We start from the raw sequence: 14221 nt of genomic DNA, 5'->3' as shown, positions 1-14221 counted from the left end.
TTACAGCGTCCCGCTCTGGCGGGAGCGCGGCAGTCCCTCCGCTCTCTGCTTTTGGGGCATCATGGAGGTGATTTTTCCTTTCTCTTCCGGTGAAAAGAGCTCCAGTTCAGCAATCGGGGTATCGGGAGCCTCTTCAAGCGCCCTGACCAGAAGTTCAAGGGCTGAAAGATAGAGGGTGCAGATCCAGTCGGGATCAATCGATGAGTCCATCTGTGCCGTGAGGCTGACCCCTTCATCAAAATCATCGATGGAGAGCCCGAACGGATAGTTGGTTGCGCCTTCAGTATGCATGATCATCTCTATGCCTTCATACCGAAAGAGGCCCTGCTCCCTATGGCGGGTATGCCGATAGTTCAGTAGTGAAGTGAAGAGCGGCATCGGGGAGGGCACGGCACTGCATTGCTGGGCCATGCTGAGTGAAGCCGATTCATAACGCATGAGAGCAAGCAGGCGATGGCGTGCTTGACGAACTGCTTCAGAAACAGGTCGTGCGTCACAGGTCAGGCGAATCGGAAGCGTATTGATGAAGAGACCAACGGCCCGATCAACACCCTCTCCCCCCTGCATACGGCCGGTTAAAACGGTGCCGAATACCACATCCTCCTGACCGCATAGTCGCGAGAGGAGGAGGGCCCAGGCCAGATGGCAAACAGCAGCCGGTGTTGCACTGAAGAGGCGGGCTACGGAACGGAGCCGGAGAACCAGATCAGTTTGCAGCTCCTTTTTTGCTTCTCCGATTGCCGAGCCGTCACCGTTTACGTTGAGCAGGCCGAATGGAGCGGTCGGGATGGTGATGTCTCCGAGCATATCGCGAAAAAAAGGCTCACTGATACCCTTCGCGTTGCCATCGCAAAGCCGGGGAATAAAATTGCGGAAGGGGACCGGAGGAGAGAGCCTCCCTGCATCACCTTCAAGATGTGCTGTAATCTCATCAAACACCACCTTCTGTGTCGTAAAGTCCATAATCAGATGGTGAGCAGAGAGAAGCATCAGCCAGCGATCTCCATCCTCTGCAACGGCTGTCCTGATCAGGGGAGCAGCGGCCAGATTGAGCCGGTTGCTGCGGGGAGAAAAGAGATGCATCAGCTGATCGGCAATTGGCCCTTGCTCTCTGTTTAAATCAAGAAGCGTAAACGGAACTGCAGCGTGACGCATGACAACCTGAACCGGTTCGTGGATTGCGCCCCATACAAATGCGGTACGGAGCATGTCATGACGGTCAACAACCGCCTGCAGGGCGCCAGTGAATGCTTCTGCACGCTCAAGCGAGTCAAAGGAGAAGAGATGGCAACTCTGCCAGGTGTCACCATCCCGCTGCAGTTGTGAGTGAAAATAGATCCCTTCCTGGAGCGGTGTAAGCGGATAGATATCCTGAATGTTACCGGCCCCGCCCTCTGCAGCAGCGACGAGGTGATCAATCTCATCCGGGGAGAGATCAATCAACGGCAGGAGGTCGGGCGTAATGGATTTCGTGCCCGCAAGAAGAGGGTTCTCCGGAACAGGCTGAGAGGGCTCACGCTTACTACCGGAATCTCGTATCCGCCCGGCAAGCAGTGCTGGTGTGGGTGCCTCGAATATCCAGCGAACCGGTATAGTAATACCACCCGCATCATGGAGAAGCACCGTAAGCCTTGCTGCAATGAGCGACTCTCCGCCAAGATCAAAAAAGTTATCATGAATGCCGCAGCTCCTTTGCGAAAGCGCCCTGGCCCAGAACTCTACAAGAAATTCTTCAACCGGATCACGAGGGGCTGCTGAATTTTCAGAAACAGAGTGCTCCGGATCAGGAAGTGCCTTTCGGTCAATCTTGCCGTTTACCGTCAGGGGCATTGCTTCAAGAAAGATAAATGATGTCGGAATCATGTACTCAGGAAGCGTTCGTCCGAGATCTGCTCTCAGCCCGGCGATTGAAGGCGGAGTGCCGGCGGCAACAAGCCAGGCTGCAAGAGCCGGCTGACCATAGGCATCGTTGCGGGCATCGACCAATGCAGAATGTATTGAGGGAATAGCGGTAAGTGCTGATTCGATCTCTCCGGGTTCTATGCGAAACCCGCGAATTTTAAGCTGGTGATCAAGCCTGCCGAGAAACTCAAGATTTCCGTCCGTGCGGTAGCGGACAAGGTCACCGGTTTTATAGAGACGCTCACCGGGCCGGGAGGAGAATGGATCAGGAATGAACTTTTCCGCTGTCAGTTCGGGTCTGTTGAGGTAACCGGAAGCCAGGCCGACACCGCCGATATAGAGCTCTCCGGCGATACCTGTCGGAACCGGCTGCCGGTTCCGATCAAGCAGATAGAGCCGTGTATTGGCTATCGGCCGGCCGATAGGGAGCGGCCTGTCCGGGGAGATATCTGCATGCCGGCACTCAGCAATTGTTGTGCATACCGTTGCCTCGGTCGGTCCGTATCCGTTGAAGAAGCGTCGCCCTTTTGACCAGAAAGCGGCAAGGGCCGGGGGACAGGGTTCACCGGCCACGACCAGCGCTTCAAGGAGAGGCAACCCTGCCTTCGGCAAGAGGGCAAGGGCTGTCGGGGGGAGGGTGATATGGGTAATGGCCGAATCTTCAAGATAGTGCCGCAGAGCTAATCCCGGAATACGTTGTTCTTCATCGGGGATGTGCAGTTCGGCTCCGGAACAAAGCGCTGTTGCAATTTCCGATACCGATGCGTCAAAGCTGAAAGAGGCAAACAGAAGCACACGGCTCTCTCTCTTCACTCCGAAGGCGCTGATCTGGGCCAACGCCATATTACCCACTCCACGATGCGAAACAGCTACACCCTTCGGAGTGCCGGTAGAGCCGGAGGTGTAGATGATGTAGGCAAGCTGCTCCGGGGAGATTGCCAGATCGGGATTGCCTGACGGTTTTAGAGAGACAAAAGGGTTACCGGCACCAGGGCAGAGCGTTTGCACGGCCTTGAGCGACAACCGCTCCCGCAGCAGCTCGCTGGTGAGAAGCAGTTCTGCTGCGGAATCTTCAAGCATGAAGGCAAGGCGTTCCGGAGGCCAGGATGGGTCGAGGGGCAAGTAACACCCTCCGGCCTTGAGGACAGCCATCATCGCTACAATCATCTCCGGGGTACGCTCAAGCGCAATGGCAACCGGCGCATCTCTCTGGATACCGAGCGCAATCAAGGCGTGAGCGAGCTGATTGGCTCCCGCATTGAGTTCAGCGTAACCAATGCGCCTGTTTTGAAAGCATAGCGCTGTGGATTCGGGATGTTCAGCCGCATGCGCTTCAAACATCTGATGAAGGAATTTTTCCGGAAGGGGAGCATCCGTCGCATTCCACCCGACAAGTAACTGTTCTCTCTCATCCTGCGGCAGGATATCAAGAGCGGAGAGCTTCATGTCGGGATTGGCGAGAACTTCGTCAATCAGGTGTAGCAACCGGCCCTCAAGCAGCTCGATTTCCGGTGCATCAAAATAGGCCTGGTTGTAGGCGAAGTGCATCAGAACATCCCTGTTTTCGCTAAAATCAAGCACAAATATCGCAAGCGGAATCTGTTGGAAATCGTGAACGAGCGAAGCGCTCTCTTTGGCACAAGCCGGTCCGAGCGTGAAGGAGTAATCCTGTTTTTCCCATGAGAATGCCAGATCGTAGAGCCGTTTTCTGCCTCTCTGCAACGCTCCTGAGTGACGGAGGATCTCGCTTAAGGGGAGGCCCTGATGACGATAGCTCCTGCGCAGTGTTCCGGAGACAGCCTTGATGAGTTCGGTAAAGCTGATATCACGCCCATAGCTGAATCGTTCCGGAATAACAGCAACAAAGTGTCCTATGGTTTCCCTGAAGCGGGGCGTATTGCGGTTTGCCATCGGAACGCCCATGACACACTCATCCTGATCCTCTACCCGTGTGAAATAGAGATAGAGAATTCCGATCAGAAAATGGAAGAGCGATACCGAATGCGTTCGGGCAAACTCTTCGGCTCTCTCATATTGCCGGCGTGATAGGTATCCGGTATGAACCGATCCGGGGATCACCTCTCCGGTGCTGCCCTGACGGTTAGAAGGGGAAAAGAGCGGTTCGGGCAGCGGGGTGAATTTTTCCCGCCAGTATTGCCGGTGGCCTTCAAGCCGTTCAGGCTCCGGGGGGAGTGCGTCGTAAAGGAGAAACTCCCGGTATGCATATTCCTGCCTTAAGGGAAGTGAGCTGCCCTGCATGAGGGCATTGTAATGGGCGGCAATCCGGTTGATGACCAGACTCATGGCATGGCCATCAACGGCAAGATGGTAAAAGAGATACTGCCAGATAAAGCTCTTGTCGGCAAGTTTATAGATGGTATGGCGAAAAAAGGGCTCCCCGAAGATCCGGAACGCTCTGTTGTGCTCCTTGCGGATATGGGTCAGAGCACATTTTTCCGGGTCAACTGCATCCGAAACGTCAACAATGGTGAGAGCCGCTTCTCCCATATCGGGAAAGGACTGGAAAGGAGTGCCATCCCTCTCGGTCAGAACCATGCGCAGCGCATCGTTCTCCTCTGCAACCATGGTGATCGCCTTCCTGAAGAGGCAGAGGTCGAGCTCTCCCTGAAGGAAGCTGTAACCCCCTACGTTGTAAATCGGAGTATCCGGAAAGAGCGCCTGGTCGAACCAGAGTTCACGCTGAACCGAGGAGAGCGGGTAGAGGAGGGGCTTGCCGGTATGTATCGTCATTGCTCTGCACTCCCGGGTTCAGTTGTTTTCAGGCTTTCAGCACACAGATGCCCGGCAAGCTGAATGAAATAGGAGATCCACCGTTCAACGGTACCGGCATCAAGAATATCCGTATCGTATTCGACCAGCAGCACTGTTCTCTCCTCCTGCTCTACATAGAAGAGGAGCAGGTCGTGCTTGGCCGTAGGGGTGAAGATGACTTCATCAAGTGAACGGGCAAAAGCGTCACTGATTTCAGGTGCAGCAGGAAAGAGCAGTTCCGGATCTACCGGATCAAATCGCTGATACTCGAATACCACATTGATAAGCGGCTGGCGGTTTCCGGATCGTTTCGGTGCAAGGTCCCGAACCAGCGAGTCAAAGGGGTATTCGCGATGTGCCAGCGCACCCATAAGCATGTCGTGAACCTCTCCAAGCAGCGTGCTGAACTCGCTCTCCCGGTCAAGGCGGATACGTATCGGCAGAACATTGACAAAAAATCCGATCAGCCCTTCCATCTCTGCATGATCGCGTCCGGCAACACCCATACCGATGACCAGTTCACTCTGGCGGGTGAGTCGATAGAGCAGGGTTGCAAAAAGAGTCAGCCCTACCGAGGCCATACTCACACCGCTCTGACGGGCAAACGCCTGAAGCCCTCTTGCTGTCTCGGGCGGAAGCTCCTTTTTGATGGTGGCGCCTCTGTTTGCAGGAATTTCCGGTATCGGGCGGTCGCAGGGGAGTTCGATCCGTTCCGGCGCCCCTTTCAGGGTATTGAGCCACCATTTGGCGCTCTCTGACCAGTCACGGGTACGCTGCCAGAGTGCATAATCGCGAATCGATATCGGCAGCTCAGGAAAAGCTGCCGTCGTACCATGAAGAGCCGCTTCGTATGCAATCTTCAGCTCCCGCAGAAAAATACGGGATGACCAGCCGTCATGCACAATGTGATGGGTCATGATGAGGATGAGTGTCTGCTCTCTGCCGGTACGGATTATTCGGATCCTTAAGAGTGGCGGACGGGAGAGATCGAACGGCCTTGCAACCTCTGCCTGGGTCAGGAGAAGAGCTTCGGAAGCGGGGTCGGAATCGCGGCTGAGATCATCTTCCCGCCATTCGAGTGTTATCTCCCGGGGATCTGCAATCCGGCGCATGATTTTGCCATCGCACGCTTCAAAACCGGTACGGAGGGCTTCGTGCCGCCTGACCAGCACAAGAAGAGCCTTATGGAGAGCATCAGGAACAAATTCCGCTCCTGTCCGGAAAAAGAAGGTCATATTGTAGGCTGCCGAAGTGGCGTCCATGGAGTTAACCATATAGAGCCGCTCTTCGGCATGACTGGCAAAGGGAAATGCCTCAGGGTCGGCAACCGGAATGCTGCATCCCGCATCGTCCCTTACTTTTTCGGCATCAATGCGGGAGGCCAGCCCGGCAATGGTGGGCGTTGCAAAAAAATCGCCTATCGAGAGCTTCACACCTGAACGCTGTGCGATCCGGTTGATTGCACGCATGATGATGAGACTGTGACCGCCAAGAACAAGAAAGCTGATATTGCGCTCTTCGACAGGACGATTGAATATCTCTGAAAAAACTTCAGCTACCATCTTTTCCGTATCACCGGAAGGCAATCCTGATGATGCAGAGCTGCCATCTCTGAGTAACTCTCCATCTTCGGCTTCAAGATCAAGTCTTTTCCGGTCAAGCTTGCCATTGGAGTTGATCGGCAGGCGGGCAACCCTGATGAAGCGGGCCGGAACCATATATGAGGGGATGCGCTGCATGAGCCACGATCGGAGTTCAATCGGCTCCGGCACCTCCTCCCCCCTGATTACCAGACAGGCAACAAGCTCCCCGGCATCTTTCCTGAATAGCACTGCAGCGCCTGCCACTCCAGGGTGACGACAGAGCGCATCTTCAATCTCGCCGAGTTCAATACGGAAACCCCGGTGTTTGATCTGGGTGTCCCTGCGGCCCCCGATCTCAAGCACACCATCCGCCCTCCACCGTCCGATGTCACCGCTCCGATAGCAGTACTCGCCTTCAGGTGTCCTGAAAAAACCGGCAGCGGTCAGCTCCGGCCGATTCTGGTAGCCATCGGCAACCCCTTCGCCTCCGTTTATGATTTCACCCCAGATACCAATCGGAACAACCTGGTCTCTTTTGTCATAAACCATGACTGTCGTAAGCGGGATTGGCTTGCCGATCGGTATTGCCTGACCTTGCAGATCCCCTGGAGTTACAAGATGAGTGGTCGTAAAGGTTGTGTTTTCGGTAGGACCGTATACATTGTAGAACGCTGTTTGAGGAGCAGCCTCAACAGCCCGCTTCAGTAGCTCGGGGTTCATCAACTCTCCTCCGGCAAGCACTTTATGCACCTTGGAGAAGCTCTCCGGCATCGTCTCGGCCTGGCGGTGGAACAACCCGGTTGCCATGGCCATAATGGTGATGTTACGGCACGCTATTTCGGCAGCAAATGCTGCGGGGTCAAGCAGAACGTTGCGGTCGATCACGCAAAGCTCGGCACCATTCAACAGCGCACCCCACAGATCAAACGTCGAGATATCAAAAGCGAGGGATGAAACCAGCATCACCCGGTCGTCATGACCAATCTCTATATAATCCTGGTTAACCGTAAGACGGATGATGCCTCGCTCTAAAACCCTTACACCTTTGGGCTGACCTGTAGAGCCGGAGGTGTACATGAGATAGGCAAGCACATCCTCTCTGCGTTCAGGCAAAGCAGCAGAAGAGGAGATCATGAGAGCCAGTTTTTCACCCTCAATTATCAGGCGCTTCGCCGGTGCCTGTCCATCCGCACGGCCTTCACACTTCTCCCTCCCGGCCAGATCGGCCTCTTCAATGACTTTTCGTCCGGAAGCGTCTGCAATCACCACCCGGCAATCGGCATCGGCAAGAATCAGGGCAATACGCAGCGCTGGAAATGAGGTGTCGAGCGGCAGATAGCAGGCGCCGAGAGCGTTGATTGCCAGTATGATGGCAACACCGGTACAACTCCGTTCGAGATGCATCGCGACAATCTCGCCTTCACGAACGCCTTCAAGGGCAAGGTATTGGGCAATGCCCTGGGCACGGCAGAGCAGTTCAGTGTAGCTGAGCCGTTCGGTTTTATCGCTGATGGCTATGGCGCTGCCGCGCTCTTTTGCCATTGCGGCAAAACAGGCATAGAGATTAAGGGGTTCCGGTTGCGGGGTATCGCTGCCGCGTCCGACCTTCAGAAGCCACGCTCTCTCCCACTCGGCAAGCAGGGGAAGTGAAGCCAGTTTCGTTTCATCTTCAGAGCTGACAAGAGCATCAAGCAGCGTGGTGAAATGCTCTCCCATGCGCTCGATCCGGTCACGATCAAATATGGCGCTGTAGTATTCACAGGTAACGCTTACGCTCTCCGGAAGGTCCCGGATGAAGATTGAGAGGTCATTCTTTCCGTCACTCCGCTCAACACCAAGGATGCGGAAGGCATCACTGCCCTCACCTTCAGACTCATATCCCTTGCTTTCGCTGAAGTTCATGTAGGAGAGCGTCACTTCAGAGAGAAGTGTCCGCTCAGGAGCCGCGGGTGGGGCAATCGCTTCCAGCAGCATACCGAGCGGACAGGCCCGGTTACGCATTGCTTCGGAGACCTCATGGTGAAGACGCCTGATGAAACCTTCGACCGATTCATCCTCCATGAGTGCAATTCGCAGAGGAATAAGCGATACCATCATGCCGGGAATTGAGGAGGCTCCGACACGCTCTCTTGCATCGACGGGAACTGAAATAACCAGATCATCACTGCTGCTGTAGCGGGAGAGGAGAGCGGCCCATGCAGAGAGTACAACGGTAAAGGGTGTTGTGGCGTGTGTTGATGCGAATCGCCGCAAAGCCTCGACACTCTTTTGCGGCAGGGTGAAGGCAACACTTCCGCACTCCCATGTATGATATGCCGGTCGCGGCCGGTCGGAAGGGAGGTCAAGAACGGGCAGGGGCAACGAAGTATAGCGCTGCATCCAGTACTCTTTGGCAGTCTCAAAAGCCTCGACTCCTGCACCCCTCCGGCTCCACCATGCGTAATCCTTGAACTGCACGGCAAGGGGAGGCATCGTTTTGCCTCCATAAAGCTGCGCAAGATCACCGGTCAGCAGTTCAAGACTCAGACCATCAGCCAAAGCGTGATGGATATCCATGAAAAGTGAATGCACTGTGCCGTCAGCACGTTCAATCAGTTCGAAGCGTACCGGAGGTTCTGCCTCAAGGTCAAAAGGGCGAACCCTGTTTTGCCAGAACTGAGCTGTCACTTCCGCTTGTGGGCAAATGCGGTTCAACTGCAGCGTCACCTCCGGAACTATCTCCATTTCGGGCTCACGGCCATCGAAACAGAAGCGGGTGCGGAGAATTTCGTGACGGCTGATGAGTGCTCGAAGTGCGCTTTCCAGTCGCTCCCTGTCGCAGCCGGAGGGGAGGGAGATGATGTTGGGAAGGTTATAGGCGGTACTCCTCTCTGCCGCAAGCTGGGCCTGGATAAGCGCGAGTTGCTCGCGGCTGACCGGATAACGGTTTTGAGCCGGAGCAGGAGTAAGCCTGTGGCTGCTCTGCACGCCATCTTCACCGGCAGCTGCGGCCTCGGCCTGGGTGCGAAGCTTCTCTGCAAGCCTGCCGACCGTGGCTGACTCAACAAGATCAGTGTATGAAAGAGGATGACCAAGCTCTTTGACGATGCGGTCAACAATATCAATGCCGGACATCGAATCCCCTCCAAGCGAGTAGAAATCATCATCCGGCTCCACGCTCTCATATCCCAGTATCTCCGCCCATATCTGTGCTACAGCCTTTTCAAGCATTTTCGGCTCTTCATGGGAAACCGGAAGCGCTTTCGGCTTCTCACCGGGGTTTTTCCCGTAGAGCAAACTGACTTGTGGAGTTCCGGCACCGAGAGCCATCCTCCAGTAACGGATAACCTCATCAGGGGAGAGACTGTACTCTTCCAGTTTGCCGTCAAGCAGGCGTGCAGCCATTCCAACCTCTCCGACCTGACACCAGTCGATGGTGAGTGCCGGTCGTCCCTCGCTCCGGCGCCACCCGGCGAAAGCATCAAGATAGAGATTGGCTGCGGTATAGGCTCCCGACCCGGCCCTGCTCTCAAGGGCGGTCAGTGAACCGGAGAGAACAAATGACTCTATCGGGTCATTTCGTGTCAGAAGATCAAGATTGCGCGCCCCCTCAACCTTGGGAGCGGTTGCCCTGGCAAAGGATTCGGGAGTTTCATTTACCAGAAGATGGCTGTCAACAAGGCCGGCGAAATGCACAACTGCCGATATGGGTCCCAGTGTTGAGCGTACCTCATCAAGCACACGGGAGAGCTCTTCACAATTGCTTACATCTACCTTCCAGTGACGAACGGTAATGCCGCTGGCCGCAAGAGCCTCCAGCAGTTCAAAACGTAGCATCGTCTCGCGCTCTTCACCCGCCTCAAGCTCACGGCGGGAGAGCAGTGCAAGCGAAACAGCTCCCTTGCCTGCGAGCTCCGCAGCAAGAAGCAGCGCAAGGCCTCCCGTCCCGCCGCTGACAACACAGCATCCGGAGGCGGGCCAGAGTGTTTCTGCGGCAGCGCGCGATTCCCCAAGAGGTTCAAAACTCCTTTTCAGCCGTCTTCCTGAGTTGTCAAGCAGAATCGGCGAATGCTCTCCCGGTTCGAGAGCTTCAAACTCCCGGAAAAGAAGCTCAAGCGGTGCACCTTTGTCGACTTCTACGTAGCGTGTCGAGAGCATCGGCTCTTCATATCCCGCAACCATCACGAGACCTGCCATAAGTGCTGTATCCGGCCGGGGAGGAGGAGAGTCATTCGTGCTGTCGGGCGCAAAGGCACCCTCTCCTGCAGCAACAAGGTGCAGAGGGTGGCGCAGGTGAGCCATGAGCTTTTGAAGGAGATTCAGGGTGCGCAGGCCGATATCCTCGCCGGGCTCCGGCACAAAAAGAAGATGACGGATCCGACCCTCCGATAGCAGAGAGAGCAGTTCATCATCAGGTTCTGAAGAGCTGCATGATGCTGCCAGTGCTCCCCTGAAGATCGAGTGGGCGGTGATTCGCGCGAAGAGATCACCTTCCCCGATCAGCGCAATTGGCGGAATCGCCGGAAGTGCTGCAGAAACAGGATCAGCTACCCATACCGGTAAAGAGGGGATTACCGGTACCTTCATCACATCCTTCAGCGGAGTTGCCGGGTATGAGAGCGGAACAAAATGGAGCCCCCTGAACCGTATGGATAGCTCTCCGCTCTCACTGTTGTAAAGCCTGACATCAGCCCTGATTCCCCCATCCGGCAGAATCACTCGTTCAGCCGAGGCAAAAATACGCTCCGGAAGGGGCCGATAGACGAGAATCTCTGCGCAGCCTGCCGGAACCAGCCCTGGCCGGTCAACGGCAATACTGACCGCCCGGTCGAGAACTCCCGGATGCAAACCCTGCATGTTCAGCTCTCCCTCTGCCCGTGCAGGTAGTTGCAGGCGGGCAAAAATCTCATCCCCGCGGCTTCCTCTTGCCCGTAACGCACTCCATCGTGCGCTGACCCTGACCGGACCTGCCGGTTCAACAGCCTGATCCGGTTCATCTGTAAGCTCAACTTCATGCGCTCTTATCTTTTCCGGGTCAAGAACGCTCTCTGTTGGGGGTATTGAGAGATCAGAGAGTGTCGCCTCGACAAAGTTTCTCCACCCTCCCTCAACCATCCGCCCGCCGAGAATTGCCCGCTGAGAGCCCTCTTCACCTCCGGTAATGAGCATACTCACACTGCCCGGCCGGAGCATGTAGGGCTGAAGGGGGCGAAGCCACGACAGCTCCCTGATGGCGAAGGGTGAGAACTCCCCCTCATCCCGGCCTTCCGAACTGGTAAAGGCAAGAAGAGGAAGTATCCCCATCCCTACAAGGGTGGGAACTCCGGCAAGCAGATGTTCGGCTACCGGCCAGAACGCTGCAGAGTGCAGGTCGAGAGGATATCTTTTTCCCTCGGGAGTATCTGTCGGGCGCAGGAAAAAGGGGTGATTGTCCGGATGCTGCTGATTTTGACCGGCGTTGCGGGGAGGACGGCAGGTGATCCTCTGAAGGGGAGCGGCTGAAAGGTGGACTCTTCTGACATCGACCTGCGGAGGGAGAAGAAGCGGGGCGCCCTCCAGAAAGGCCTCGGCTGAGACTCTCGCTGAATCCTCATCACCACAGTTCGCCGTAACCGGCTGAGCCTGCTGTGATCGATCCCTGCGCGCAATTCTGCCGGAGAGGCTCCGTTCACCGATCCCGGCGGAAGGTGATCCCTCCAGTGCTGCGAGCAGCTCATCGCGATCCCGAAACCAGAATGCAAGGCGTTCCGAGAGGGAGTCGCGACCGCTGTTCAGGGTATAGGCAATGTCAAGTGGCCGGTAATGGCGGTTCAGGCGGATCTCCCCGGCGAGAGCATCGGCATAGCTTTTGAGCAGTGGTGCTGTTGCCGCTGAGAGCCCGATAACCATCCATCCCGCAGAGAGCACTTCAGGATGGCCGTTGTCGGGTGGCGGCGCCTCAATAATCGCATGAACATTGATGCCGCTCAGTCCGAATGAGCTGACCCCTGCACGTCGAGCCGTTCCCAGATCGGGAAGAGCGCAAAGCGACGTGCTGACCCGTACCGGAGAGTCGTCAAAATCGATACTGGGGTTGGCCCGTGTAAAGAAGGGCTGAGGGGGGGCCTGATCGTTTTTCAAACAGAGAACTGCACGCAGCAGCCCGAGGGCTCCTGCACAGGCGTCAAGATGGCCGTAATTGCCTTTTGCAGAACCGATCAGGGCAAAACCTGTTTTACCCGTCTCCCGGCTGAATGCAAGACGAATCCCCTCTATTTCCACGGGATCGCCAAGATGGGTGCCGGTTCCATGTGCCTCGATATAGGAGATCGTGGAGAGCGGAACTCCGGCTTTTGCCGCGGCCGCTGCAATCACCTCCGACTGTGCCTCCGGGTTGGGGGCTGCCATTCCGCTTGAAGCTCCGTCCTGGTTGATGGCTGTGCCGAGTATAACCGCATGGACCGGATCACGGTCAAGCTCAGCCTGCTCCAGGGTTTTCAGGAAAAAGATAACCGAACCCTCTCCTGCGCCGGTACCGTCTGCACTCTCGTCAAAAGCATGGGTACGGGCCGTCGATGATTCGATAGTGAAGCGGGTAGCCGACGATGGCGGCATCATGATCAGTTTTGCACCCCCGGCAAGTGCGGCACTGCACTCTCCGTTGAGAAGGGAGTTGCAGGCAAGATGCACGGCGGTGAGTGACGAGGAACATGCCGTATCAACCACGGTGGCAGGTCCACGCCAGTTGTGCAGAAACGAGAGACGGGTAGCAATATTGGAGGGGACATTATTGATAAAGATCTGTTCGGCCCGATCCGGCGCAGCCTTCAGGGCATACTCGGTCCATGTTGAGCCGCCTCCGGCAGCCGCAAAAACACCGATCTTTTCATTATCAAGTGCCCTGCCGCCATAACCGGCATTTTCGAGGGCCATAAGGGAGGTTTCAAAAAAAAGCCTCTGCTCCGGATGAACAAGGGCGGCATCTGACGGAGAGAAGCGAAACCGTTCCGGATCGAAATCAAATATATCCTCAAGCCAGGCGGCCTCACGGAAATTCCCCGGAAGGGGAGAGCCCAGGGTAGTGAGTATATCGCGGGTATCCTGCAGGCGCTCGGGAGACAGAGAAGAGACCCGGTCAGCACCCCTCGAAACATCTGCCCAGCACCCCTCCGCACTTCCCGCGCCCGGAAGCCGGACTCCGATACCGACAATGGCAATATGAGTCGATCTTTGTCGGGCATTATCCTGTTTTTGCGCATGCTTCTCCGGCTGCTCCTGTCCGTTTTTTTCCATGATGAACCGTGCCTGGGCGGCAACAGTGACCACCGAAAAGAGCTTCGCCACACTGAAAACTCCGGGCCATTCGGCAGCAAGTTTTTCATGCAGACGAACCAGCAGGAGCGAGTTGCCGCCTGCATCGAAAAAACCATCGTCAACATTGAACTCCGCTCCGGGAAGAAGCGTCTGCCAGAGTGCAAGAATTCTCGATTCAAGAAGCATTTGAGGGTTTGCTTCGGTTTTATCACAGGCGGAGGGGATGAACTGAAAACGGGTATCATAGAAGAGAGTGCGAAGAGCTGACTCATCCGGCTCCGACGGGAATGATTCGCTCTTGCGGAGAATTGACTCTTCGAGCTGACCGATCCGGCGGGCAAACTCACTCCAGCTTTCACTGCTGCCTGCACCATCAAACACCAGCGGCAGGGTCACTTCACCGTTCACTGAATTGACTGTTATACCGGTTACCAGACGCTTACCGGGCATCCTGAGGGAGAGCGCCCTGGCATGAACCGCAAGCAGAAGTGTGCTGAATGAAATACCGCACGCTTCTGCAAATGCCTTGAGCTGACCGGTCCGGAGTCCATCAAGCTGCTCTTCAATGAGAAGCGGCTCCTTTGTTGATGCGCCCGGTGAGGGAGCGGAACTCTCGCGGTAAAAGGGGAGAGGAGGCAGATCAGCAATGAAGGTACGCCAGAAATCGTGCGATGAAGTAGTCATGGTTTACA

The 14221-nt window shown here is 55.9% G+C and carries 2 protein-coding genes; both read right to left on the bottom strand.

Going from position 1 to position 14221, the window contains the following annotated elements; all coding sequences use genetic code 11:
* Complete coding sequence (locus CFERDRAFT_RS06820; RefSeq protein ID WP_006366483.1) at positions 1-4653, bottom strand: non-ribosomal peptide synthetase; 4653 nt, start codon at positions 4651-4653, stop codon at positions 1-3.
* Entirely contained in the window at positions 4650-14213 is a 9564-nt protein-coding gene (locus tag CFERDRAFT_RS06815) for a non-ribosomal peptide synthetase (protein ID WP_006366482.1), read from the bottom strand. The genes CFERDRAFT_RS06820 and CFERDRAFT_RS06815 overlap by 4 nt, the downstream gene beginning before the upstream one ends.
* Positions 14214-14221 lie beyond the last annotated feature (8 nt).

The organism is Chlorobium ferrooxidans DSM 13031 (assembly GCF_000168715.1).
In the GTDB taxonomy this organism is placed as follows: domain Bacteria; phylum Bacteroidota; class Chlorobiia; order Chlorobiales; family Chlorobiaceae; genus Chlorobium; species Chlorobium ferrooxidans.
Note: the sequence above shows the minus strand (reverse complement) of the source record. Positions and strands in the feature narration are given on the sequence as shown.

Coding starts and splice junctions, on each gene's coding strand:
- CFERDRAFT_RS06820 (WP_006366483.1), bottom strand. CDS start 4,653: ATGACGATACATACCGGCAAGCCCCTCCTCTACCCGCTCTCCTCGGTT.
- CFERDRAFT_RS06815 (WP_006366482.1), bottom strand. CDS start 14,213: ATGACTACTTCATCGCACGATTTCTGGCGTACCTTCATTGCTGATCTG.